This window comes from Terriglobia bacterium (assembly GCA_036496425.1).
Lineage (GTDB): Bacteria > Acidobacteriota > Terriglobia > 20CM-2-55-15 > 20CM-2-55-15 > 20CM-2-55-15.
The window spans coordinates 26,901-52,300 of sequence record DASXLG010000133.1; the positions used below are offsets into that span (position 1 = coordinate 26,901).

Here is a 25,400-nt window from a genome sequence, read left to right on the forward strand (position 1 = left end):
GTCTAAGACGGATTCACGACTTCCAGAAGCCGGGGGCCGATCTGCAGCCAGTCCAGCCGCTTCAGAATCATTTCTCGTCCAGCCATGCCTAATTTCGTACGAAGCTCTTCAGACGATACCAATTGCGCCAGAGCGTGGCGAAAATCGGCGGCCGAATTTGCAATCAGCATTTCGCGGCCGGAGGAAACCGGATAGCCGTACGCCGCGATCGAGGTTGCCACGATGGGACAGGCCATACTGAACGCTTCAAGCAGTTTGACGCGCTGTCCGGTTCCGGAAAATAGCGGAGCCATGACAATGGTATTTGGCCTTTCGTACAAAGTCCGGAGGTCGGTAACGTATCCCGGACAATCCACGTTGGCAGTAGCTTTCAAATCCTCTGGAAGGTTGGCGCCCGACAGGACAAATCGGAGCTGCGGGAAGAAAGGCGCGATTTCCGTAACTAAAAAACGTGCTGCCTCGACGTTGGGAGTATGACGAAAGTTTCCGACAAACAGCACCTTCAGGGGATGCGTTGGATCGCCTGCCAGTGGGCGGAACTCCTCCGGATTGATACCAATTGGAATCGCCCGGATGTCGACATCCGGGGAGTACGAGCGCAGATATACGGCGTCCTCCTCGGTCATCGTCACCACCCGGTCAAAGCGCCGCGTCGAGCTCACTTCATAGCGCAGCACTTGCATCCATCGATAAAACAGTTTCAATTTCAAGCTCGGATCAGATTCTTTCTGGAAGGCGGCCCAGGCATTATCCGATTGGGTTTCGATGATTGTGAGTACCGAGAAGACCCCGCGGCGTTTGTATTGGGCCATCTGCAGATACTCGCACTGAAGCACGTCCACCGGTTTCTCGCAAAAGGCCGCCTCGATGGCCTCGTGCATTGCCGGCGTATCGAATTCGCGAACGAGAAAAGGATCGAGCGACAGCCAATGGGGACGGAAATCCGCGATCCGCTGGACCGCGGTGATGGACTCGCAGACTCCCTCCAGACTCCGGAGAAGCTCGCGTTCACGCTCATTTTCGACAAAACTAATGACCCGAACGCCGTGTTGCTGTGCCAATATACGGATATTGTGGTACATCCGAACGCCTCCGCCGTGCATCTGCAGCACCGGCGGATAAGCCGTCAGCATCAGGATATTCACTTGTCGATCTTAGCAGCTGTCTTAAACACATGAGCAGGAAAGCGCTGATTACCGGAATAACCGGTCAGGATGGAAGCTACCTGGCGGAATTCCTTTTAGAAAAAGGATACGAGGTGCACGGCATCGTCAGGCGGGTTGCCATCGAAGACCCGGACCACCGCTTGCTGCGCATTCGTCACATCCTCGATCGCATCAATCTGCATGCCGCTTCGCTGGAGAGTTATCCCAGCTTGTACTCGGTGATGACCAAGGTGAAGCCCGACGAGGTCTACCATCTCGCGGCCCAGAGCTTTGTCAGCTATTCATTTGAAGACGAGTTCTCGACCCTGGGAGTCAACATCAGCGGCACGCACTATGTATTGGCCGCCGTTCGCGACCTCGTACCGCAAGCGCGATTATATTTTGCGGCTACCAGCGAGATGTTCGGCAACACGGAAACGTATCCACAAAACGAGAACACCCCTTTTCGGCCGCGCTCCGCTTACGGTATTTCGAAATTGGCGGGATATCATTTGTGCAGAAACTACCGTGAGGCGTATGGGCTCCACATTTCGAGCGGCATACTCTACAACCATGAATCGCCGAGACGGGGCTTTGAGTTTGTCACCCGAAAAATTACCTCCCAGGCGGCCAAGATCAAGCTGGGGCTGGAAAAGACCATCCGGCTTGGCAACCTCGATGCGAAGCGTGATTGGGGCCATGCCCGCGAATATGTGAAGGTCATGTGGCTGATGCTGCAGCAGGACAAACCGGACGACTATGTGATTGCCACGGAAAAAACGCACTCCGTAAGGGAGTTCCTCGAGGCCACTTTCAAAATCCTGGGTTTAGATCCGTACAAGCATCTGGTAATCGATCCGGATCTGCTGCGGCCGGCGGAAATCCATATCCTGGTCGGGAACAGCACAAAAGCCAGAATCAATTTAGGTTGGACTTACGATTTGGCGCTCCCGGATCTGATCGAGGAGATGGTAACGTCTGATCTTTCTTACTACACGTCATCGGCCCACTCCGGCAGTGAGCCTGCCAAGAAGACCTAATGTAAATTGCATCATTTCGACGTTGCTTCATTTCTTCAAGTTGAAGCAATGAAGCAACGTTGAAATGATTCAATGATCCAATGTTCTTAAAGTCGGTAAAGCACGGTTCGGTTATCGCTGAACTCGACTGTCGCAAATCGAGAGAGGAACTCGGGTTGCAGATACGGAGACTCACCGGAGGGATTCTGCAGGGCCTCTTTTGTTGCCAGGATGTAACTGAAGCCGTAGTCTCTCAGATTCGCCAGCAACGCCTCATTGGGGGGCGCGCCTGCAACTTCCCGCAACCTGGTATGAAGCGTCGACTCTTCTAACGTTTCAAGCGGGGCGTTCAAATAGAACCGGACTTGCTCCACACCGGCGCCAATGACGCGATCCTGCGGCTTCGCCATCGCGTTCAGATGCTGTGCCGCCGTGTAGCCGGCTAATGCGCGATCCAGGAAATGCTCTCGCGTTTCAAGCCCCAGGGCCACGCGCAAAGGATACCGTTCCGGAATATTCCAGAACTGAACCGGTGTGGCGGGGAACTGCATCAGCAGCCCAAGACCGAGGCAAGCCAGGCGCGCTTTTCCGGCAAGGCCCCGCGCTCCGATATGAAACACTGTCGCGGCGCCCAGGATGCACACGATTGGGAGGATGTGCGTGAAATAGCGGCAGTACTGGAACGTGAAGCTCCAGATCACAAGGTAAAATGCAGCCGCGGCGGCCAGAACGCCCACGATCCGGCGTTCCCGGGATAAAAGCACGATGCTGAACGGAAGCGCAATCAGCAGCGCGATACCCGCACCGCCTCGAGGGGACGCCTCGCCGAACAGATCGGTGTTGAAGATAAAACGGAAGGGCAGCCGGATCAACGATCCCGGCGACGTTCCGGTCCCAAAAGAGCTGGAGTTCATAATATGGTTTGCCTGTTCCCACATGCTGCTCTTGAAAAGGCCATTCAGCATCGGCAGCACGGGATTTCCGGTCCAGTAATACGTCACCGCGTACCACGGCGCCGCCACCGCGGCTATCAGCGCTAGAAAAACTGCGGCGCGCCAGACAGAGATGCGGCGGATATTCCAGCAGACCACAACGATGAGAACCGGGAGCCCGAATGCCCCGTTGATTTTTGCGGCGGCCGCCATTCCAGCGAGTACTCCGGCGATGTACATCCAACCAGTCGACGCGGGGTGCTTGTACCATTTCACGAATGCGAGTATCGCGGCCGTCAGGAACATCGCAACGATGTGGTCCGTGTATGCCGTCCCCGAGAGCCAGCTGACGATCGGCGTCGTGTAGAAGTAGGCCGCCGCCCAACAGCCGACCCGGACATCGAAAGCCTCCTTTCCAAGCGAGTACGCGCAGCATCCGGCAACCAGACTCAGTCCAAACGAAAGCAGTTTTGCGGCGGCCTGTCCGTCCAGGGCTATCCCGAACGCGAACACCATTTCGACGAGATGCGCGAAATACGAATGGAAAAAGTAGGGCTGATCGATGAATCCGCCGGCGGCCAGATCAATCTTCGGGACCGCCAGATGGTAGTTGGCCGCATCGAAATGGATTTCAGGCGCCACAGCCCAGACGAAGCTTAGAACGACGGCCGGCAAAGCCGCCAGAAGGGGGAATATTAGTTCGAACGAGGGTTTGCGGAATTCAATGGTTCGCGATCGGAGACCGGCAATGGTTCGCCACTGCAGTACGGTCAGGCCGGGAACCAGTATCCAGACAGAGACCGGCGTCAACAAATGGAGGCACGCCAGGATAAACCCGCAACCCGCCGGAACCGCCAAGCCAAGCGGGACAGCGAGCGCGATGGACTCGATCCCATCCTCGGGCTCGGCGCCAGCCAGTCGCAGCAACCATTTGCCCCATATGTACGCTACGAATAGAAACCAGAGGGCAAGGAGCGCCGCAACCCCGGCGCCGCTCAAAACGGCGATGGCGATCATTGCAACAATCGCCAGTTTCACCAGAATCCGCGCGGAGCCGGGCCAGAAAAGCAAACATGCCGCGATGATCGAAACTGCGGCCAGCCAGCCCGCCAGCCACAGCGTATCCTCTCCGGGATTGAATGGATGCGCAACGCTCCTCAGGACGGTTTCGGCATAGCGCAGGGTAATCACGGCCAGCCAGACCGTGAAAACCGCCTCAATTGCCCGTTTCACGATGTTCAATCGGATGGAGGATGGAGTAGTGGTATGACATCCTTTCGGTTCTTTCGATAGATTCGGAAATCAGCCGCGTCGATGGTAATTACCCGATGCCGGGGATGAAGTTCACTCAGCCGGATGATACACAGATCCGCCAGATCCGGTGAGCGGTCTGCAAACCGTTTGGCAAGCTCTGTCAACCGGTCCAAGTGTTCGGCGACATTAAAGGAAGGGAGCAGGAGACCGTCCTCAATGAGTTTCAGGACGATGGCGGAGTTTTGCACGTGAAACGCAGCCTCAGCAAGAACTGCATCGCATGTCAACAGGGGCTCGGAGACCTGGGCAGCCAAACCGGCTGCCCAATCATGGTGCGCATCACGCCGGTTCAAAAAGGCAACGATGAAACCGGTATCTGCGATCGCTTTCACTTGCGGGAGAATCCCTTTCTTCGGGAAAGATCGCGCGGTCCATCGATAGCTCCTGCCAGACGCATAAACGGCTTATCTGCTGCCGACTTGGCCTTTTCGAGCTGTTGCCGGACAATCCGGCCTTGAGGGATCCCGCTCTTCCGCGCGGTCGTCTCAAGCCATTCCGCGAGTTCCGGTGTGAGACGAACGGTTATTGTATGACTCATATAGCGAAAATGTATTACATCCGCTCCGGGATTTCAATTGGCTGGGGGCGCCCAACTGAATTCCCAGCGCAGCCAACTCGCTCAGATGGTCTTCCCCGCCCGTCAAGCTTGCAAGGCGGGATGTAAACGTGAATGGCCCTTACTTCCCGCTCGCCTTTGTGACGTCCCTTGCGGCGCTCGACATGCCGTCTTCATAGCTGCTCCATCCGGAGTTCATGCCGTAGGGAGCGCGTTCCAGCACGGCTTCAACCTGATGAATCCTGCTCTTCTCGATCTTAAACATTTCGCCAAGCTGCCACGTCCAGGGGTCGGTTGGTCCGCCTGTCACGCTGCGTCCGTCCGGTGTTTTGAAAGTACGATCCGAACCCAGGGCATGGTCGAAGAAGCCGAAACTGAAGACAAGGCCCCTTTCACGGTCCACGGCAACAAAGCGGCGGTCCCGGATGCGCCATACAAAATGGATCAGCCCCGATTCGAACTGTTCCTTGCAGCCCCACGCGGAGGAATATGAGTTTGAGGTCTTGGGATCCGGCCGCGGCTGACCGCCTCGCATCGGAACGTTTGTCGTCAGCGATCCGTTTTCGATGCGATTGCAATCGTCAGTGAATGGATAAACGCCTTTCCCGTCGTTCTTTTCCATTCCTGAGAAGTACATATTCGCTGCTTTGATCAGGTCTTCACGAGACATCCGTTCGGCAGCTGGAATCGTTTGGGTGAACAACGGACTCGGCGTCCTCAGGCGTTCCATATTCACCGCGGCGCCGGTTGGCGCGGCCGGTGGTGCACCTCGCGCTCCGGTTGGCGCGGTGCTGCGCACCATGAGAGTTTCGATCTCGGTAATTTGTCGGTTTTCGATTTTCAACCGAAGTGCCAAAGCCGTCGGCGTCCCCTCCGGCCCCCGCGCTTCCTCGCTCACCGTTCCGATAAACGCCACCTGTCCGGCTTCGGGATCGGCGACAACGATCCGGTATCTTCCTTTGCCGATGACGGTCTTCCACTGCGCATCGCCAACTTCCAAACGCACCCCATTCTCCGTGAACTTGACGTTACGCGAGAGGGGCAGCCGTTTCGGACTGTGCGCGATCAGTGCGTCCAGATAGCGCTCGACGAAATTTTCCAGGCACGCTCGATCGCAAGGTCCGGAACCGTTTTGTCCCTGGATTTCCCTGCCGGATGCGGCGATCAGCGCGAACACGATGGTGAATACGACAGAGCATTTGCGCATAAGCTTAACCTCCTTTTTTGCACACGATTCAGCCGGGAGTACTTTACTCCGAATTCGTGCTTGGTTTAGATACGGTATACTTCGGCGGAGGCTGAAAAATGCGGACGGTCACTCGAATATGCTTCTGGATCGTGACGGGTTTGCCGGTGACGGGGATGTCCTTGATGGCGCAAACAATCCCGCCCTCAATCCAGGCACGGGACATTTTGAACCAGGGTGTGGCTGCTTTCCGGAATACCCATTACGAGTCCGCTATCGAGCTTTTCAAGCAGGCGGTGCAGATCGACTCGGATTTCACGACCGCGGAACTGTATCTGGCCACCGCCTACGCGCAACTGTTCGTTCCCTCACAACAAACTCGGGAAAACCTGGCTTTGGCGGACAACGCCATTGAGTCGTTTAAGCGGGTTCTGAAACAAGATCCGGACAATACGCCAGCCCTGCTGGGACTGGGCAGCATCTATCAAACCGCGAATCGGTATCAGGAGGCCCGCGATACGTTCTTATTCGTTTCGAAGTCGAACCCTCAAAACCCGATCCCGTTCTATAAGATCGGCGCAATCGACTGGGAACTGGTGTTTGACAGAAACAGGCCGCTGCCACTCGGGGAACAATCCCTGCTCATCGACGAAGGATTAAATAACCTGGATTCGGCACTCGCACTCGATCCTCAGAACGAGGATGCCATGATGTACGAAAACATATTGCTGCGAGAGAAGGCCAGGCGGGCTGTTGATCCTCAGGAAGAGACCCGTCTTACCAGACTCGCCGACGAGTGGTTCAATCGTGCCCTGGAAATCCGCAAAAACAACACGCCCACAAGAGGCGGCTTCCCGCCGCTGCCCCCACCGCTCCCGCCTCCCCCACCGCAATCAACGCCGAGCGGGTCCGATGTTCGCGTCGCCTCGACTCTTAGAGCGCCGACCCTGATCCGCAAAGTGCCTCCGGTTTACCCTCAGCTTGCCAGGGACAACCATATTGAAGGTGTTGTTGTTCTGGAAGCAACGATCAATAAGGATGGAATCGTGGAGAATCTCAATGTCGTCAACGGACATCCTCTATTGATCCCGGCGGCGATTGAAGCCGTCAAGCAGTGGGTCTATAAGCCCGTTTTGCTCAACGGCGAGCCGGTCGGTACTGTGACCACGGTTACAGTGAACTTCGCTTTATCCCAGTAAGCAGGTGTGCGCCCTCCTATCAGCGGTTTAGCGAAGTTTCCGCTGACACTGTTCATGGACCGGTTTTCCGGTGGTTGGTTTACGCGGCTGTGGTCCGTGTTATGAGAGAACGCGCTTTAATAACAGACGATAGAGAGGAACACCCAAGAGCAAGATCCAACACTACGAACCGAAGTGGCTCGATCTACCCTGGAAGAAAGTACGCGACTCAGTCGATGTGAAACTGTTTGAAGACGGCGGGTCCGGTGACATCATTTCGTGGGACAACGTCGGCTGTGGCTTGATGAGACGACAGATGATCTCGACGAGCGCGGCGGCGCCTATGCCGCGTTGAAGCGGCTGCACCCGCACCTATGCCGGCACTGTTGAACCGTTTCGAAAAGGAACCCATTGTGGTCTTGAAGGAGCATGGGTTGGATGTTGAAAGGGCCTCGATCACCCTTCTGCAACCGGGTACTCCGAATGCCCTCGGTATCAAAGATACGACAGCGGAAAGCGCTTACCAATTGTGGGTTGAGGGTAGAAAGAGAGGGAACATCCCCTTTTATTTTGCCGCAGAACCTCCGGAAGCGGCCTGCTCTCGGACTCCGAGTTGATGTCGGTGGCCGGCGGCCTGACCGTCGAGAGTTGCTGCTGCACGCCTTGCTGCTACTGACGTCACACCTTTTTCATCTTCCGCGTTGACCTCCTAAATAGCAGCGGGGAAAACGCGGAAGATTCTCATTCTGCTGGCTCCTAATTCACAGCGTCGATCAGATACCCGTGAAGTGTGAAATTCGAAACAAAGGCCATTCCGGCAGAAGCAGAAATTTTCAGCCGCGGAGCCGTTCCAGGTTCGTAATAAACGGTGATGTCCTTATCGAGCGACCAAAAATTAGCTCCTAAAATAGTGGGGCCCTGCGTGAAAGTGGGTTGAATGATCGCGATATTCCCGGTATTCGTCGTAAAATCATCGCCAAAAGCGAACAGATTCGGCTGGCCTCCGCTCGCGACGCCTACAAGGGCTGTGATATGTTGCACAACAAGCCGTTTTCCTGCGGGGACCGCGGGAAAGTCTACGAAACAGAACGAGCTGGACGGACATGCGGAACTCCCCGGGCTGACATCGACTTCATGCTGGTATGGCAAGCGCCCCGCTTCGTCTACGTTCTTGGTGTAGGTAGGTCGAATTTGAGCCACAGCTTTCTCAGCGGTAGCCGACAATATCAAACCGATACTCGACAGAGTTACGACACCCAAGATCAGTCTTTTCGCAATACGTATCATCAGTCACTCTCCTCTAATGGTTTATCTAGTTTTGAATCAGAGCGTCTTTTCTGATCCGCCAGGCAATCAGAAGTATCAGAGGTAGCGAGATGAGAATAGAGCTGGAGGGTTCCGGTACGCTTGCCTGTCCCTGACTGATATCCAGTTCGTAATAACCATTCCCCAGCGAATCGGGAGAGCCAAAGAAAGTGAATCCGTCTCCAAGAGTACCTGTGCCGGCGTTCTCGGCAGAGGAGTCATTGGCATATGTCCCAATAGCAACGGTATAGTTCCCGGCAACCAGACTGAAGGTCAGGCTGAAATCCCCTCCAGTTGAGAATGCTTGGTTAAAATTCGAGCCAACAAAGGTCGCCAAATTTCCGGTTCCAGAGAATAAAGTAAAATAAGGATCAACACCTCCAAGGGCGAATCCCTTGCTGGTAAAGGTCTCATTCCCGTCGCCAACCGATATCGTATATAACGCCACATTGTCAGCAATGTCGTAGTCGGAGCCAAAAAGAGCCGCACCCAGATCGGAGCCAACAAGATTGGCATTTGATGGATCGTTCACATATCCATTGAGGATCGTATCGGCCGAACAATATTCGGCAAACAAGAGGGCGCACCCCAGAGCGAGAATGATCGGAATTCGCATATTTTTAGTGAAGGGTTTTCAGCAAGTTACTGGCCTAGATAAGAATTGGTTAACCAGACCCTGCTCACAACCCAACAGGTTCTATGATTTGGCGGGATTGCCGCGCTATTCGGCTATTCGCGACGAGGTGGAAGGGACGTTGCGAAATGTCAGGTAATCCGACGTTTTCTGAATCAGGTTGACGAGCTTTGAAAAGAAAACTGGAATAATCAAGCGTTTAGATGATATTTACCTCTTACAATAAAAACGTTAACTATCCTGACGGGTTTCGTTCTTTAGAACAAGGCTGTTTACTTCAAAACCGCATTCAGCCTTAATGGCAGGAATTTTAAACAGGGATCGCCGTCGATGGCGTGATGGGTTCATTTCACACGTCCACGGGATTCGAAGCCCACTTTGGAAGGCCGCAATGCATGCAGCGGCGGGCGAATGGGTTGTGCTGCCATGACATTCGCCAGGGGCGATCGTCGAACTTGCGGAAGAACAGTTCCCGGCAGCGCGGACACCGGAAGTTTATTTTGGGATAACCGACGGCGATTAATGACCCCATCCAGAGCAGCGCGGCGCCAAAAATCAAGGGGCCGCCCCTGCGAAGCGGTCCAATCGCATGGCCTGCCAAGTCCATCGCCGGCAGGTAGAAAAAAAAGAGCAGCCAGAACGCCCGGCTCCATCGGCGGTAACGCCGCCATTCCTGCGAATATGCGCCTTCCGTGCTCACTTGCATGTGCACCTTCGACAACTCCTCATTCGATGGAATCCGAACCGTCCGCGAAGTCATACCATTATCGGGTCTGGCGGAACAAGAGAGCCGGCCCACGTGCACCGCGTTTGAAATTTCTCCGAATCCTGGCTTCATCGATGGGCCGCCTGGTTGCGAAGTTTTCGGCGACCATTCGCTTCAAGGTCGGTATTCACCTGTGATGTCGATGCAACGGACCAATGAAGAGTTGATGGTTGCGGTGCGGGAAGGCCGGTTCGACCCGCTGGAACCGAGACGGGATCCTCTTGTGCCTTTTGTGCTTCTTGTGTTCCTTCCCCCTTCGTTACTATTCTTGCTTCTCGTGTCGAAATCGAACATTGTTCGCCACCTGGAGCGGATCGATTGGTCGCCGGCCCCAAACGGCGAGCTGGACCTGGGGTCGTGGCCATACAGCATCCCGGCTGTCGCGCAACTCATCCGGGAAGGCGGACTCGACATTCCGCCAGGCGTGACGATTCTTGTCGGTGAAAACGGCAGCGGCAAGAGCACATTGATCGAGGCGTTCGCGGCGATATATCCGCGTTCGGGTCACAGACCGGCGAAAGGTGCAAACGTCACCGGCCCCGATTCAAAGCCGGAAGATTCGCTGCTGAGATTCCAGCTTCGCGCCCGCACGCATCGCCGCGCGTCACCGGCAGGTTTCTTCCTGCGTGCCGAGGCCATGCACGAGTTCTTGCAGGGTGAGGACGCAGGACTGCATAAGAAAGCGTGGGGCGGTGAAACGCCGCTCAATGCCCGGTCGCACGGCGAATCCTTTCTTACAATACTCCGCTACCGGTTCGAAGATGTCGGCGTGTATTTTCTCGATGAGCCGGAATCTGCGCTGTCGTTTCATTCTTGCCTGGGTCTGGTATCTCTGCTCGACACGATGTGTCGCGAGGGCAGCCAGATCATTGTCGCGACGCACTCTCCGCTGTTGGCTTCATTGCCTGGTGCGACGCTTCTGGAGCTTGGCGAACAGGGAATCCGCCGCGTCGATTCGTTCGACGATCTATCGCTGGTACAGAACTGGCGGCTATTCCTGGGCGATCCGCACCGTTTTCTTCGCCACCTGATCGACCTGTAGGATGGAATCAACATGAATTGTGAGCGACCACCTCGCCCTTCGGGCACCCCTCCTCCGCGAGGAGGGGAGTTGTTATTCCCGAAATGTCAAACTGAGACACACCCTCGCACGCGGACCGGTCAGATCCCTTCCTGGGCGTGGGGAATATAGTGTTCCTCGAGACGCTTGCATTCGTCGGTGTTTAGTTGCAAATCGACGGCGGCGATGGCATCGGTCAGATGCGCCGTTTTCGTGGCGCCGACGATTGGAGCCGTTACGGCAGGTCTGTGGAGGACCCAGGCCATCGCTATTTGAGCCTGGGACACTTCGCGCTCCTTGGCAATGGCGGCGACGGCGTCGAGAATCCTACGGTCCGATTCCTCGGACTGCTTGTACAGGGATTTGCCGAAGGCGTCGGTCTCGCTTCGGCGTGTTGCAGCCTGCCAGTCGCGAGTGAGCCGGCCGCGGGCCAATGGGCTCCAGGGCAGGGTCCCGATGCCCTGGTTCACGCAGAAGGGAAACATCTCGCGCTCCTCTTCGCGCATCAGGAGGTTGTAATGGTTCTGCATGGAGACGAATCGCGTCCAGCCGTGTAGATCCGCGAGATACTGCGCCTGGACGAACTGCCAGGTCCACATCGACGACGCACCGATATAACGAACCTTGCCGGACCGTACCAGATCGTGAAGAGCTTCCAGCGTTTCCTCGATCGGCGTGTTCGCGTCATAACGGTGAATCTGATATAGATCGATATAGTCCGTTTTGAGACGTTTCAGGCTTGCGTCGACTTGCGTCAGGATGGCGCCGCGCGAAAGGCCGCTGTCGTTCGGGCCTGCTCCCATCCGTCCCCAAAGCTTGGTCGCGATGATGATTTGATCGCGCCTGCCAATCTCTCCGATCAATTTCCCGAGAATTTCCTCGCTTGAACCCAGAGAGTACACATTGGCCGTATCGAAAGTCGTGATGCCGGCGTCAAACGCCTGCTTAATGAGCGGTCTTGCGTCATCGAGATCGAGTGTCCACTCGTGTGTGCCGCGGTTCGGCTCGCCGAAGCTCATGCAGCCGACAACGATTCTCGATATCTGCAGACCCGATGTTCCGAGGCGCGTGTATTTCATGCAGACTCCGTTCCGAATGATCGAGCTCCTTGTACTAGAGCATCGCCGCGAGCCTTCCTGGGTTCAGGTTCCGCCGAATCTGCAGCCGCGGCTTTGATCTTCGCGCCGTCCTTCGCAATGCTCAATGTATAAACCGGTAAATCGCGCGTCTCGCGACTGAGGTTCAGCTGGAATTGGTCGGTAAGCATCGATTGCATCATGAATTCGAGGGGGACGAGTTTGTCCCGCTCGTCCCGTGAATTCCGAGTCTCGGGAATCGCGCCGTCCTCAGCCTTCGCCTGAACGTCGAACCGATCGTTGTCGATCCAGGCAGGGCCGCCGATAACCTGAAAGTCCTGTACTCGATAGGCGGACATGATCAGTCGTCAGCGTGACGTTCCTGGCCGTCAGCCGCCCGCCGTTCGTCGAAATACTGGACGAGCCCGATTCCGAGTCATTGGGCTTGATCGACACCGCCTCAAAAGTCACCCCTGGTAGGGCGGAATTCTGCGAAGGTGCCGGCGCGGTTGCTGCGATCCCTCTACCGTAAACCGAACAAATTGCGGTCTCATCGTAGTACAGACGACTTTGCAGCGGAGCGGTTACAGGAAGAAAGCAGGAACGCATGCTTGCGGCCCGAGAGACTTGTCGGAAACTCTTACAGTTTCCAGCCACGACGTGCGCAGTTTCGCAAGATACTGATTCCATGGAAGGCCAGACCTTCTGACGCCCTCTCTCCCTCCAACAGCAACGTCGGAAAACCTAACGCATTCGTTAGATTCTTTTTTCGCACTTTTTGCGCTACTCCCGATGAGTCAAGCATTTATACAAGGGTAGGCCAATTGCTTTCAATACCCTGCAAAATTTCCGACAAACAACCGATGAAAATCCTAAAAATACTGCTCGTATTAACGCCTTATCTTCTTGTTGCCTGCTTCTCGATCCAGAAGGCTCATGCCAGCACCTTCTCGGTCACAGGAGTCTTAAGCAGCCCCACTGACCCGAACGAATACACTTTGACATTGCCCACCAGCGAAGATGTAACACTTCAGACGTTCGGGTTTGGTGGCGGAACGAATGCGGCGTCGATGGTCATCGCGCCGGGGGGCACGGACCCGCTGGTTGCCATTTTTTCAGGTACCGGTGACAGTGCTGTCATTTTGACGGAAGGGACCGTAACGTTTGGCACTTCGCTGTCCGAGGGCAACTACGGCAGCTTTGCAGGCTGCCCACCCGCAAACGCGCCGACTTTTGGCACTGACACGGAATGCGGCGACGTCGAGATGACTATCTCAGGTCTTGGTGCAGGCACCTATACGATCGTGCTTGGCGACGGTGCATACGTGCCCAATGCGTTTACCAGTAACGGAACTCTCGGAGAAGGTTTCACAGACTTTACCGGAGGTCAATTCTGCAACGTCAACATCGACGGCATTTCCTGCACGGGCGCCTTTGCTCTTGACGTTATCACCAGCGGAAGTTCCACGTTTTCCGCAGTTCCGGAACCGGGAAGCCTACTCGTCATCGGAATCGGCGCTGCCTGGCTGTTTAGCCGCCGGCGGCAATTTGTTTCTTAAGCATCGGAAAGCCGCTGAATTTAGTTTCAAGGACGAACCTCAGCGTTAGATCAATTCGGCCAGGGAGGGTTATCCAAAATCAAAAATCCTGAAGGAGACCCAATGAAACGTTCTCGCAAAGTTATCTTTTTTGCCGCGGTTAGTGTTGTGTCCCTGGCCGTTATTTCGACTGTCGGTTCCAAGACTGTGCGAGCCGCTGTCGCCACTCTGATCCAGAATATTGATGAGCCGGGCCGTAATCCTTATCACCAAGCCATAATATTCGGTCAGGACAGTGGGAGTTGCACGCCGTTCGTTTGCACGGTGAACTTTCCGGCGGTGCCTGCTGGAAAACGTCTGGTCGTAACCTATGCTTCGGCCTACTACAGCCTGGCCTCAGGCGGAGCGGAGCAAAACGTCTCGATCGGCGCGAACGGGAACTTCTTCAGCGACTTTCAATATCTCGCAGCGCCTAGCAACCTTGGCTTTAACAGAGTCATTGTCGGCGGACCGATCACATACTACGTCGACGCCGGAAACATGCCTTCACTCTTCTTAGGCGGCAATCAGGTCTCGACCGGTTCTCTCTCTGCGGAAGCAACCATTGCCGGATACCTGATTTCCGCGCCGTAGAAATCTCATTTCGATCCAAGGGCTGCGATACGACCGCGCATATTCGTTGATTCAACGAATACCGCGCGGTCTAAATAACGGTGAATTCCAATCAGGAGTCCGACAGTCGCGCCCATTGAACGCTCGTGGCCCGCGCCGTATCCGTCACCTTCACAGTGACGGATACGGCGAATGAACTGCTCATGGCAGGGCCGCTTCAATAATGACCGCGTTCATGATCGTTTTCTCTCTTTGCGCGCTTCCTCGATCTCCGCTTTGAGGGCATCGAGGTCGTCGTCACTCCACGAACCCTCCCGGACCAGCGCCGTCATCATCTGGCGGAGCGATCCGCCGAAAAATGTCTGCAGGTACTGTTGCAATGCCGTCCGCTTGGCGGCCGCCGGTGAGATCGTGGCTGAATAGATGTAGCGAACTCCGTCCTCCTGATGCTTCAGGCAGCCTTTTTTTTCAAGACGCGTCAGCATGACCCGAACCGAGGAGTAACTCGGCGGGCTCGCGAGACGGCTGCGGATGTCCTCGGCGGACGCTTTATTGCCCAAGGCGAAAATAGCGTTCATGATTTCCCGTTCCCGGCGCGTCAGGCGTTCCGTGGTTTGTTTCGGCATTGCGGCTCCGTCTTCATGTGCGACAGATGTAGCATTGTAATGCGACATCTGTCGCACGTCAATCGCAGTGCCCTGATGGATGGAAACGAAGCGACAGCGGTTGTGCAAGCCGCCGAACAGGTTTAGGATAATAAGAGACACCGTTTGTGGACACAGCTTGACCTTGGAGATATGACGCAACGGGACATCATCGTGATTGGCGCATCGGCCGGCGGAGTTGAAGCGTTGAGACAACTCGTCGGTGGGCTTCCGTCCACGATTCGCGCCAGTATTTTTGTCGTCCTTCATTTGCCGGCTTCCGAGAAGAGCCGGCTGCCCGAGATTCTTGCCGCAGCCGGCAGGCTGCCGGCGGCTCATGCGAAAGATGAAGAACCCATTCGCCCCGGACGGATCTATGTCGCTAAGCCGAATCTGCATATGCTGCTGAAACACGATCGAGTGAAACTGTGGGCCGGTCCCAAAGAAAATTACAGCAGGCCCGCGATTGATCCGTTGTTCAGGACGGCAGCCGAGACCTGCGGTTCCAGGGTAATCGGAGTGGTGCTCACCGGTTTATTGGATGATGGAAGCGGCGGGCTCATCGACATCAAGAAACACGGCGGCATTGCGGTTGTGCAGGATCCGGACGATGCGCCGTTTTCAAGCATGCCTGAAAATGCCCTGAAGCGGGACCATGTCGACTATTGTGTCCGGGTGTCTGAAATGCCCGGACTATTGGCTGCACTGGTCAGCGGCGCCCGTATCGAGACCTCCAAAGAGGAAATACCAATGCCGGACGAAGCCTATTCGCACACGGACCTGACCTGCCCGGAATGCAGAGGCCCATTGTCCGAACGCAGCGACGGAGGCCTGATGGAATTTCGTTGCCGGGTCGGGCACGTTTATTCATTGGAATCGGCAATCGCCGCGCATTCGGATACCGAGGAAAGGACACTCTGGTCCGGCGTTGTCGCCCTCGAAGAAAGCGCATCGCTGCTGCGCAAGGCGGCCGCGCACGTGAGACCGGACAAAGCCGAACGCATGATCGCGCGGGCCGACAGCGCGCTGGAAAAAGCCAGAGTGATCCGGGAAATGCTCGAAGACCTGCTTGCGCGCGCGGACACGGAACCTCAAAAGGACTGAGGGAACGAAACACAAGAGGCACAAACAAAACACCAGAAGCACAAGAAAATAGGCTTGCGAGCCCACTTCTTGTGCCTTTTGTGTTTCTTGTGTTCCGTTCCCGATTTTGCCAATTGTCCCGCCACCCAGATGAGTTAAAGCTTGACACCGCAGGCAACCAGGGACTAACGTCGGCCCCAAATTTCGCCGTAAAACTATAGGCCGTTCATTCCGAGGAATAACGGCCAGGTGACTTCAGACTATTGGGGGATCCGATGCGAACTCTCTGTGCAGCTTTAGCACTACTCATGGGCCTGGCTTTTTCGGGGGAGGCATTCAGCCAATCTATTTTCGCAACCGTGAGTGGAACGGTTGCGGATCCCAGTGGCGCCGTGCTTCCCGGCGTTTCTGTAACTGCAACGAATAACGCCACCGGAGTTGTGACAACGGTGGTCAGCAATGAATCGGGCGCCTACAACCTGACCGGCCTTCTGCCGGGCGCATACACGGTTTCTGCGGAGCTGCCCGGCTTTCAGAAAGCGACCTACACCAACGTCGTGCTCGGAAATGCGCAGCAGGTCCGATTGAACTTCACGATGCAGGTGGCGACGGCGGCGCAGTCGGTCGAAGTCACGGTGGCCGCGGACACTCTGCTGGCGACCTCGAGTTCCTCCATAGGTGAAGTCCTTTCGCAACAGAAAGTGGCGGATCTGCCGATCGTCGCCAACAACCTGGTGAGTTTTTATCTGTTGATGCCGGGGGTTCGCATGAATGACGACGGCATCAGCGGCACGTTTGCGGGGCTGACCGCCGACAAGGTGAATATCCAGCGCGATGGAGTCGATGCCAGCGGCTCGGCGCGTTACTCGCAGGCCGGCGCTCAAACCGCGACGGTCATCAACCCGGACCTGGTGGGCGAAATGCGGATCATCGTGGCGCCGGTCGATGCCGAAATGGGACGCGGCAACGGACAGATCCAGTTTCTGACTCGATCGGGAACCAACCAGATTCGAGGCGCCGGCGTGTGGTCCGTCCGGAATTCGGCCCTGGACGCCAATACCTGGACGAATAACTTTGCGGTCAACCCGGCAACCGGCGCCTGGAAGCCGACGGCGCCGAGTTTTAACAACGCCCACCAGCTCACTTGGAGTGTCGGCGGACCCATCATCAAAAACAGAACATTTTTCTTCACGTTATTCGACGACCAGATTGTCGGAGCGCATACGACACAAAATCCGATTGTGCTGACGCCATGCGCGCGTAACGGGATTTTCCGGTATTTCGACAGCTGGAATAACGGAAACGCGATTGCCCCGACTGTGTCCACCGGCGCCACTCCAACCATCGCCGTCGTGGATGGCATCGGTAATCCGCTGGCGCCCGCCACGAATCCGACGGGCGGGGCCTTCACGGGCGCCCTTCGCTACGCAAGTGTGTTCGGAAAGCTTCCCGCGGCCCTGCCCGCGGCGAGCGCCGACTGCTCCAATATTGCCGCGCTTGTCCAGCCGGGCACGAATTGGGACCCATTCCGCAAAGCGCTCGATCCCACGGGATACGTCACGAAGTTGACGGCCACCATGCCGATGCCGAACAATTACACCGTCGGCGATGGCCTGAATACGGCGGGGTTCACATGGCTGCGAAATGAGAACCGCGGGACGGAGAGCGTTTTCGGGACGCCCTCAGTCGGAATCACTGCCGGCGGCCTTGCGCGCAAACAGATCAACACCAAAATCGATCACAACCTCAACCCCAGAAACAAGCTGTCGGTGTCTTACACGTATGAAGACTCCGCCGGCAACTTCGACTATGCGACCTGGCCGAACGGCTTTCAAGCCACAGTTTTCAAGCACCCTCAGACATTGTCGGCCAATTTCGTTTCGACGCTGTCGCCGACACTGGTGAACGAAGCTCGACTGGGTATGCGTCGCATCGGCGAGAATTCGTACGACCCGCTGAACGATCCTACGTTGAGTAAGAACGCGCTGGCGTTCGTTCCTAACGTCAGCGGCTATCCCGTCCTTCCGCTTCTCGGGACGGGCGCTGTGAACTTCCAAACCAACCAGATCGTCGGCTCGGGCGGCACGTCCTCTTATCTGGATACGACGGTTTTGTTCAGCTACGGCGATTCGCTGAGTTGGACGAAAGGCAAACACGCATTCAAGTTCGGCGGTGAAATCCGCCGTGGACGCTCCCTGGGTAACGACGCGGGCGTAGGCAACCCAACGACCATTCCGCGCGCCACCGGCGGAGATGCCGCAAACGCTCCCATCTCGACCACGGCGATCAGCTCAGCCAACATGACGGGGCTGGCGGGAACCAGCGCGAGCGGCAACAACGCTGCCGTGCGCAACCTGCTGGATTTCCTTGCCGGTTCGTTGTCCCAGGTCTCGCAGCTCAAATTCATGGAAGATCCGAACAACCTGACGTCGTTTGTCGACTTCAAAACGTATCCCTGGCGGGTTCGCGAGTTCCACAACAATGAAGCGAGCTTTTACGCCAAAGATGATTGGAAGGTGCAGAAGAACCTGACGCTGAACCTTGGGTTGCGCTGGGACTACTACGGAGTGCCATACGACACCCACGGCCTGATGGCAGGAGCGATCGGAGGCGAAGCCGCCATCTGGGGCGTCTCCGGATCGAGCTTCGCTGATTGGATGAAGCCGGGAGTTCGCGGCACCAACACTCCCGTCGGCTATCTCGGCAAGAACTCGCCTAATCCCAATACGCCCTGGTACAACAACGACTACAACAATTTCGGCCCCGCGGTTGGTTTTGCATGGCAGGTTCCGTGGTTCGGCGAGGGCAAGACAACCATTCGCGGCGGCTATCAGGTCACGTATCAAATCATCCAGGCGCCCAACAATATATTTCAGGAGAACGCTGTTCCCGGCAGCACCAACAGCATTCAGTTTACGGGGGATGCCGCAGCCAATGCCTATCTCGATTTGACAAAGCTGTCATCGTTGATTCCAGTGCCTTCCTCGCTCGTGCCGATGCAACCCGTTCCGGTTACGGATCGAACTCAACAGGTTTATCAACCGCAAGCCAACACGGTAGCTCCGTACGCTCAGAACCTGACATTGTCGGTGACGCGGAGTCTCAGTTCGAGTCTAACGCTGGATTTGCGCTACGTTGGAACGCTGGCAAGAAAGCAATGGAATCCGACGTTCAATATCAACAGCCCGAACTTCCTTTTCAATGGGTTGAAAGAGGCTTTTGACGCCGCGCGCGCAGGCGGAGAGTCCACGTTGTTGAATCAGATTTTCAACAACATCAATCTCGGGTCCGGAACGGTGGGACAGAACGGATTTACGGGGGCCGCCGAGCTTCGAGCCGACAGCCGGTTCAACTCGAACCTTGCCAATGGCAATTACTCCGCGGTGGCGGCAACATTGAATACCCTGGACTATACGGCGGCTTTGAATCCCACTTTGCCCGCCGTTGCATCGGGCGTCAACGGGGCTGTATTGAGAGTCAATCAATTTCCGGATAACTTTATCGCCACGAACCCGCAGTTCAGCAATGTGTACCTCGTGACCAACGACTTCAGCACCAACTACCATTCGCTTGAAGCGCAAGTCACGATGCGGCCCGCGCACGGTCTCGGCTTTCAGTCGACGTACACGTTCAGCAGGGCACTGGGAACCGGCCAATGGGCCGCGAGCGGGAATACTCTGGGCCCGACCTTTACGGCGCCGTTCGCCCGGCATGCCGACTACTCGGTACAGCCGGATACCCGCACTCACGATTTCCGCACCAACGGCACTTTCTCCCTGCCCGTCGGGCCAAACAAACAGTTCTTCAACGGAACATCGGGAGTCCTCGGACGGATTATCGAGAATTGGCAGACCGGCTTTGTCCTCAACTTGAACACCGGCGCGCCGGCAACGGTCGGCGCCAGTACGTCTTTGTATGCCAATGCAAGGCCGGATGTCGTCGGGCCGTTCCCGAAGGAAGGGAAAGTAACGTTCAACGGAACTCCGAAGACAACCGGAAGTTATTTCGCGCCGGGCACCGTTGCGACGGTCAAAGATCCGCAGTGTGCCGCGCTCGCGGCGAGTTTACAGCCTCTTTGCACACTGAATGCGCTGGCCAATACCCAGACGGGCCAGGTCCTGATTCAGAACGCCAAGCCGGGAACCGTTCCGTCACTGGGTATCAACTCGATGTATGGGCCGGGCCGCTGGCGTTTTGACGCCAACATCAGTAAAGCCATCCGGCTCACGGAGTCCAAGAACCTGCAGTTCCGCCTGGACGCCTCGGATGTCTTCAACCATCCGGAGCCGAACGCGCCAAGTCTGAGCCTTGCCAGCACCACGGGTTTTGGAGTGATCACCGGCAAGAGCACCCTGCACCGGATGTTGCAGGCGCAACTTCGCTTTACCTTCTAGACGAGGCGAAGTATTTTAGTTTGAGAAAAAAGGGGATTCTCATGATTAAAGTGAGCAGACGCAGACTTTGCTGCCTTGCCGTTCTCGTGACCTGCTGTTTCGCCGGAGCGAACGTGCTGACAGCTCATCATTCCTTCGCCATGTTCGATACGACGAAATCGATGGCGCTGACCGGCACGGTTACCAAGTTCGAATGGACCAACCCGCACGCCTATATCGAGATCGACGTTCCCGAGGGCAACGCCGTCAAGCACTGGAGCATCGAACTGGGAAGTCCGAGCATCCTCCAGCAAAGCGGATGGAAGTTCAAAGACTTGAAACACGGTGACAAGATCAGCGTGAAAATCAGTCCGTTGAGGAGCGGAGAGCCGGGCGGACTGCTTGTCCAGGCAACCTTGGCGGATGGGCGAACTCTCGGGAATGGGCCGGGCCGAGGCCCGTCTGCGGCTACAGCCCCAACCAAATGAACGCTCGTCATCCGGAGGCTCTCATGTTGTCGAAGAATGGTGCCAGGCCGTTCGCCCGGATTGCACTATGTGCTGTTTGGTGTGTCCTGTTTGTTGCCGGCGGAGCTTATGCGCAGTCGAAACCCAGCACTCCCGATTTCAATGGTGTCTGGACACCGTATCGTGGCGGCCGCGGCGCTGATCCGAAACTAACGCCGCCGCCCGCGACGCCGCTGGCGATGAAGCCGGAGTATAACGAGCCGTATCAGGCCCGCCGCGCCGTCGAGGCGGAGGCTACCAGGCGCGGCGAACCCCTCGCTTCGGCTGCTGTATCGTGCGTGCCGTATGGCATGCCGGCGATGATGTCGGTCGTCAGTTATCCGGTGGAGATCACGCAAACGCCGAAGCAGCTCACCATCGTCACTGAGGCTTTCGATGAAGTCCGCCGGGTCTTCATGGACAAGCCCCAGCTTCCGATCGATGACGTGCCGCCGGGGTTCTACGGCCGCTCGGTCGGCCATTGGGAGGGCGGCACGTTAATGATCGATACCGTCGGCATCAAGGAATCCGTGAAATACCAGGGCATTCCGCACAGCGATCAAATGCGGATCACCGAACGTATGCGGCTGGTTTCGCCTGATGTGCTCCACGACCAGATCACGATCGAGGATCCGGTGGTGCTCGAGAAGCCTTATACCTACACGCTGGCTTACCGGCGCACGCCTGATTATGAAATGGTCGAATTCGTCTGCGATAACAATCGCGAGTATGTCGATGAAAAAGGCGTCCAACACCTCAGGACGGAGAAGTAAGAGGAGAATAGGGGACTCATGATCAAATCACGGACGACTGCACGGGTGGTTGCATTTGTGGCCGCATTCCTCTTTTGTGCCGGAGCGGACTTACAGGCGCAGTTTCAACCGGCGGGTGCGCTCGGCGCGCTGGCGCCGGCGAATCTGGCGAAGCCGCGTCCGAAGCCGCCATTCGACCTGACCGGAACATGGTTGCACGGCGGCGGGCCCAATAACGCCTTCCAGTTTGCGCCTCCGCCAGGCTTCAGGCTGACTCCAGAGGCGCAGGCGATTTACGATGAAGCGCAAAAAGCCCGGGCGGAAGGCAAGGTGTATCACGACGACATCGGCCAGTGCTGGCCGTCGGGCTTGCCGATCCTGATGACCCGGGTGTGGCCGATCGCGATGATCCAGCTCCCCACCGCGGTCTTCATGATCCAGGAATTGATGAACACCATGCGGATCGTTTATCTGGATGGCCGCCCGCACACGGATCCCGATATTGCGGTGCCCAGCTTCAACGGCGAGTCGATCGGCCACTGGGAAAACGACACGCTGGTGGTCGATACGAAGTACTTCGTCGCCGACCATCATTGGATCGACGCCGGAATCAAGGCGAGCGACGCCCTGCACATCGTCGAGCGGATTCGCATGACAAACGAGGGAAACACCCTGGAGATCGAATACACGCTGAGCGATCCCAAGACCTGGGAAGGCGACTGGAAGATGACAAAGCGCTGGCAACGGGTTGACGCCCGGGACATTGCTGAAGTCGAATGCCTGCCTGACCTCAACGAGCACATGCCAAGCACCCACTCGAACGCAAATGTCCGCTAGTGCAAATGTCGACGCCGCCCGAGGCCGGCCAAACAATAGCTTCCGAGGTCAGGCAATGGTGTGCAACGATGACAGCCGCACTTTTGCATTCCGGGAGGGAAGATGTTTCGAAGAATATCCATTGCAATGATTCTGGGCCTGATGTGCGTGGTTTCCGCCGCGATGGCCCGGCAACAGGCGCCCGCAGGCGCTGATGGCGCGCGCGGCGGCGGCCGTGGACAACGGGGAGGAGGCGGCGGCCGGGGCGGCACACCCACCACAACGATGATCAAGCCGGGCCTTTTTATGATTTCCGGCATTGGCGGTTCCGCATCCGTGATCGTTCGCGTGACGGACGACGGCCTGGTTCTGGCAAATACGGGCGTGTTGGGCGATCAGAACTACGAGACCCTGATGAACATGATCAAAATGATCTCCGACAAACCCATCAAGTACGCCGTCATCGGTGATGTCCATCAGGACAAGAGCGGCGGCGCCGGTCCCATGATCAAGGCTGGAGTCCAAGTCATCGGCCATGTCAACGAGAAGGAAGGCCTGAAGACCTACACGAACGCGGCGGGAACGCCGGAGCCGCCCAACGTCACCTTCGACAAAGACTATTCGATCAAGCTCAACAACAAGGAAGTCGCACACGTTTATTACTTCGGCAAGGCCTCGACGAACGGCGATGCCTTCGTCTACTTCCCGGATTTGAAGGTCGTCACGATGGGCGATGTGTTCCAGCAGGGGATGAACTGCGACTACGCCCAGGGCGGCAGCCTGGTCGAATGGCCAAAGACCCTCGACGCGGTGATGAAACTCGATATCGACACCGTCATTCCGAATCGCGGCAATCCGGCGACAAAAGCCGACCTTCAGGCCGCCCGCGACCGCGTCGCGAAAATCGACAGCGTCGCCATCGACCTTGTGAAGAAAGGAACTCCGAAGGAGCAGTTGCTCGCGCAGATCAACGCGGCCGATTCAACCCTGAACGTGAACGGGTTTCTGAATATCAATGCGGCGATGCGGCTTGACGCGTTCTACGAGGAATTGCAGAAAGCGGCGAAATAGATAATTTTATTGGAGGTTGCATCATTCGAGGTTTCTGCATTTCAAATCTCAAATGAAACAACCTCAAATGATACAACCTCCAATATCATATGGAAGCCAAACGGTATGTTCCCACCGAAAGCATCACGGCATAGCCTTCTTTAACTAAGGCGCGGTTGCCGAGTCCGGCGTCCGGGCGCGACAGCCCGGTGACGCGTGCCAGCTCACCGGGGATTGTCAGCCCGGCGCCGTCCAGGAAGCATTGAGCCACGTCGCGCAACGCGTCCGTCCGGCTCATTTTCGAGGCCAGTTCCTTCGGAAAGCGTTCTTCGGCGAGGCCCCACAGGTACGTGAACTTCGGTTCATAGACGACATCGGCCGGAACGACGATCATGGCCGCCTGGAGTTCGTCCAGCGCCCGCGTGAACGCGGCTTTCTCGAGCAGGCCCGACTCCTGGCGCAATTCTGTCGTCGCCATTTCCCATTCTCTGCGCAGCACGCGCAGGACGTTCAAGGCCGCCTTGCTCAGCCGTTCTTTCTCCTCGCGCCGGCGAATGCCGAAGAGTGTCTTGAATGAGGGAATCATGCGGGGAGCGAGAAAGGTCGCCCGGCCTCGCGGCAGCTTGCCGTAGTAGACGCGGCCGCGCCGCAGCAGTTCATCTTTCAACCGCCAGGCGTGAGAGCTTTCCGGATCCTTTTGGACGTTCCGGGGCATAACCGCGTCGCGCCGGCCGCACACGGCAACATAGAGTGAGGGACCCGGTTTTCTGGAGTCCGTCATGCAGCCGGCAAACCCGACCCGAGCGATGAAGGCTTCGGCGTTCAAGACTGTCTGGACGGAGTCCTTCTCCTCCCGGTTCCAGTGCAGGTCCCGGTGTTCTTCGATATGAGAGGGTAATTCCTGGTATGTCGGCAAGCGAAAGCAGATTAACCTTAGTGCATGAAGGTTTTCTGCGTTATTTTGATTTTGATCCCTCAGCTGGCTCTTGCCGACCGATGTCCCGACCTATCGGGAAAGTACACGATTCAGGGGCAGGATGGGCAGGCGGTCCATCTCAGTATCGATCAAGACGAATGTCTGTATATCTCAATCGAACGAAGCAGCAGTAACCAGGGAAAAAACGTCAAGGATAAGCATACCTTCGCGCTGGATGGCGTGTTACATCCCGGCTCGTTGGGTGGGTCGACCGAACAGTCCAGATCGTCGGCGAGGTTCGTGGGCGGAAAGCTCGAGCTGACGGTAGCATCTTCTTCCGGAGACGTAATTTCCAAGGAGACCTGGCAGCCGCTTAAAGACAAAAGCATCGAGATCAAGGATATGAAAGGCGGAACGATTCTTGCCAAAAAAGGCCGCAGATGAAACCTATCCACGACTGTTTGTTGCCCGCTCGAAAATCCACGGCCTCGGCCTGTTCGCCGGCCAGGATATCGAATGGGGACAGCGCCTGATCGAGTACCAGGGAAAACTGGTTTCCCAGCGCGAGGCGCAGCGCCGCCGCCGCTTCTATGATTCAATCGGATTTACCTGCCTGATGGAATTCGGAGACGGCCGCGCCGTCGACGGTATTTTCGGCATGAACGAGTCCAGGTTCATCAATCATTCCATCAAGCCGAACGTCGCCGCCGTGCGCGAAGGCGCCGGTGGGATCATCTTTTACTCCCTGGATGACATCGCAAAGGGCGAGGAGCTCACGTTCAACTACGGGTTCAATCCCAGAAAAGCAGGAAGACGGAAGATCGTCTGACGGCAGTGGTAATGCGATTCCCCTTTGCGTTACTATCTTCTGTTGCACGTGTTAAGAAACGCGTGAGTGGGCGTTGACACCTGTTGAAGCATGTGGTTGAATCCACGTCT

General features: G+C 56.6%; 25 protein-coding genes. 13 read left to right on the forward strand and 12 right to left on the reverse strand.

The window, feature by feature from the left end; translation table 11 throughout:
- Positions 1-2: 2 nt before the first annotated feature.
- The gene (locus VGK48_09085; protein HEY2381320.1) at positions 3-1,145 is read right to left on the reverse strand and encodes a glycosyltransferase family 4 protein; all 1,143 of its coding nucleotides are present in this window, start codon (positions 1,143-1,145) and stop codon (positions 3-5) included.
- A 29-nt stretch (positions 1,146-1,174) separates the two neighbouring features.
- Between VGK48_09085 and VGK48_09090 the strand changes: the two genes are divergently transcribed.
- Positions 1,175-2,185: a GDP-mannose 4,6-dehydratase gene (locus VGK48_09090; GenBank protein ID HEY2381321.1), complete on the forward strand. Its 1,011-nt coding sequence runs from the start codon at positions 1,175-1,177 to the stop codon at positions 2,183-2,185.
- A gap of 86 nt (positions 2,186-2,271) precedes the next feature.
- Here VGK48_09090 and VGK48_09095 read toward each other — a convergent pair whose 3' ends face one another.
- The 4 genes from VGK48_09095 to VGK48_09110 all read right to left on the reverse strand — a co-directional run bounded on the left by VGK48_09095 (position 2,272) and on the right by VGK48_09110 (position 6,173).
- Positions 2,272-4,329 carry a glycosyltransferase family 39 protein gene (locus VGK48_09095; GenBank protein HEY2381322.1) on the reverse strand — a complete coding sequence of 686 codons (2,058 nt, stop codon included), beginning with the start codon at positions 4,327-4,329 and terminating at the stop codon, positions 2,272-2,274.
- A 5-nt stretch (positions 4,330-4,334) separates the two neighbouring features.
- Entirely contained in the window at positions 4,335-4,742 is a 408-nt protein-coding gene (locus tag VGK48_09100) for a PIN domain-containing protein (GenBank protein ID HEY2381323.1), read from the reverse strand.
- Complete coding sequence (locus VGK48_09105) at positions 4,739-4,948, reverse strand: hypothetical protein (protein ID HEY2381324.1); 210 nt, start codon at positions 4,946-4,948, stop codon at positions 4,739-4,741. Before VGK48_09105 ends, VGK48_09100 begins: the two co-directional genes overlap by 4 nt.
- A gap of 139 nt (positions 4,949-5,087) precedes the next feature.
- Positions 5,088-6,173 carry a hypothetical protein gene (locus tag VGK48_09110; GenBank protein ID HEY2381325.1) on the reverse strand — a complete coding sequence of 362 codons (1,086 nt, stop codon included), beginning with the start codon at positions 6,171-6,173 and terminating at the stop codon, positions 5,088-5,090.
- Positions 6,174-6,271: 98 nt separating this feature from the next.
- Between VGK48_09110 and VGK48_09115 the strand changes: the two genes are divergently transcribed.
- Complete coding sequence (locus tag VGK48_09115) at positions 6,272-7,351, forward strand: TonB family protein (protein HEY2381326.1); 1,080 nt, start codon at positions 6,272-6,274, stop codon at positions 7,349-7,351.
- Between the two features lie 735 nt (positions 7,352-8,086).
- On the opposite strand, the gene VGK48_09120 is transcribed toward VGK48_09115, so the two are convergent.
- From VGK48_09120 to VGK48_09130, 3 genes are all read right to left on the reverse strand, one after another.
- Complete coding sequence (locus tag VGK48_09120) at positions 8,087-8,530, reverse strand: hypothetical protein (GenBank protein HEY2381327.1); 444 nt, start codon at positions 8,528-8,530, stop codon at positions 8,087-8,089.
- 112 nt (positions 8,531-8,642) lie between these two features.
- The gene (locus tag VGK48_09125; protein HEY2381328.1) at positions 8,643-9,251 is read right to left on the reverse strand and encodes a DVUA0089 family protein; all 609 of its coding nucleotides are present in this window, start codon (positions 9,249-9,251) and stop codon (positions 8,643-8,645) included.
- Between the two features lie 367 nt (positions 9,252-9,618).
- Complete coding sequence (locus VGK48_09130; GenBank protein ID HEY2381329.1) at positions 9,619-10,029, reverse strand: hypothetical protein; 411 nt, start codon at positions 10,027-10,029, stop codon at positions 9,619-9,621.
- A 142-nt stretch (positions 10,030-10,171) separates the two neighbouring features.
- Here VGK48_09130 and VGK48_09135 point away from each other — a divergent pair, with 142 nt between their 5' ends.
- Positions 10,172-11,077 (forward strand): AAA family ATPase, encoded by a 906-nt coding sequence (locus VGK48_09135; GenBank protein HEY2381330.1) that lies wholly within the window; start codon positions 10,172-10,174, stop codon positions 11,075-11,077.
- Positions 11,078-11,196: 119 nt separating this feature from the next.
- Here VGK48_09135 and VGK48_09140 read toward each other — a convergent pair whose 3' ends face one another.
- Together VGK48_09140 and VGK48_09145 are read right to left on the reverse strand one after the other, a co-directional pair.
- Positions 11,197-12,174 carry an aldo/keto reductase gene (locus tag VGK48_09140; protein ID HEY2381331.1) on the reverse strand — a complete coding sequence of 326 codons (978 nt, stop codon included), beginning with the start codon at positions 12,172-12,174 and terminating at the stop codon, positions 11,197-11,199.
- Positions 12,171-12,530, reverse strand: coding sequence for a TIGR03435 family protein (locus VGK48_09145; GenBank protein ID HEY2381332.1), 360 nt, complete (start codon positions 12,528-12,530; stop codon positions 12,171-12,173). Before VGK48_09145 ends, VGK48_09140 begins: the two co-directional genes overlap by 4 nt.
- Positions 12,531-12,995: 465 nt before the next feature.
- Between VGK48_09145 and VGK48_09150 the strand changes: the two genes are divergently transcribed.
- Positions 12,996-13,730: a DVUA0089 family protein gene (locus VGK48_09150; GenBank protein HEY2381333.1), complete on the forward strand. Its 735-nt coding sequence runs from the start codon at positions 12,996-12,998 to the stop codon at positions 13,728-13,730.
- A 102-nt stretch (positions 13,731-13,832) separates the two neighbouring features.
- Positions 13,833-14,342: a hypothetical protein gene (locus tag VGK48_09155; GenBank protein ID HEY2381334.1), complete on the forward strand. Its 510-nt coding sequence runs from the start codon at positions 13,833-13,835 to the stop codon at positions 14,340-14,342.
- Positions 14,343-14,554: 212 nt separating this feature from the next.
- Here the strand turns inward: VGK48_09155 and VGK48_09160 are convergent, their stop codons facing one another.
- Complete coding sequence (locus VGK48_09160; protein ID HEY2381335.1) at positions 14,555-14,947, reverse strand: BlaI/MecI/CopY family transcriptional regulator; 393 nt, start codon at positions 14,945-14,947, stop codon at positions 14,555-14,557.
- Between the two features lie 144 nt (positions 14,948-15,091).
- Between VGK48_09160 and VGK48_09165 the strand changes: the two genes are divergently transcribed.
- The 6 genes from VGK48_09165 (at position 15,092) to VGK48_09190 (ending at position 23,566) form a co-directional block, all read left to right on the forward strand.
- Positions 15,092-16,069, forward strand: a complete 978-nt coding sequence (locus VGK48_09165) for a chemotaxis protein CheB (protein ID HEY2381336.1) — start codon at positions 15,092-15,094, stop codon at positions 16,067-16,069.
- A gap of 338 nt (positions 16,070-16,407) precedes the next feature.
- Entirely contained in the window at positions 16,408-20,442 is a 4,035-nt protein-coding gene (locus tag VGK48_09170) for a TonB-dependent receptor (protein HEY2381337.1), read from the forward strand.
- Positions 20,443-20,483: 41 nt separating this feature from the next.
- A complete protein-coding gene (locus VGK48_09175) occupies positions 20,484-20,909 on the forward strand; it encodes a DUF6152 family protein (protein HEY2381338.1) in 426 nt (141 codons plus the stop codon).
- Complete coding sequence (locus VGK48_09180) at positions 20,906-21,700, forward strand: hypothetical protein (protein HEY2381339.1); 795 nt, start codon at positions 20,906-20,908, stop codon at positions 21,698-21,700. The genes VGK48_09175 and VGK48_09180 overlap by 4 nt, the downstream gene beginning before the upstream one ends.
- Before the next feature lie 18 nt (positions 21,701-21,718).
- Positions 21,719-22,516 (forward strand): hypothetical protein, encoded by a 798-nt coding sequence (locus VGK48_09185; GenBank protein HEY2381340.1) that lies wholly within the window; start codon positions 21,719-21,721, stop codon positions 22,514-22,516.
- Between the two features lie 102 nt (positions 22,517-22,618).
- Positions 22,619-23,566, forward strand: a complete 948-nt coding sequence (locus tag VGK48_09190) for an MBL fold metallo-hydrolase (GenBank protein ID HEY2381341.1) — start codon at positions 22,619-22,621, stop codon at positions 23,564-23,566.
- A gap of 85 nt (positions 23,567-23,651) precedes the next feature.
- Here VGK48_09190 and VGK48_09195 read toward each other — a convergent pair whose 3' ends face one another.
- Positions 23,652-24,461: a hypothetical protein gene (locus VGK48_09195; GenBank protein ID HEY2381342.1), complete on the reverse strand. Its 810-nt coding sequence runs from the start codon at positions 24,459-24,461 to the stop codon at positions 23,652-23,654.
- Between the two features lie 24 nt (positions 24,462-24,485).
- Between VGK48_09195 and VGK48_09200 the strand changes: the two genes are divergently transcribed.
- Positions 24,486-24,905, forward strand: coding sequence for a hypothetical protein (locus tag VGK48_09200; protein HEY2381343.1), 420 nt, complete (start codon positions 24,486-24,488; stop codon positions 24,903-24,905).
- A complete protein-coding gene (locus VGK48_09205; GenBank protein ID HEY2381344.1) occupies positions 24,883-25,290 on the forward strand; it encodes an SET domain-containing protein-lysine N-methyltransferase in 408 nt (135 codons plus the stop codon). Before VGK48_09200 ends, VGK48_09205 begins: the two co-directional genes overlap by 23 nt.
- Positions 25,291-25,400: the final 110 nt, after the last annotated feature.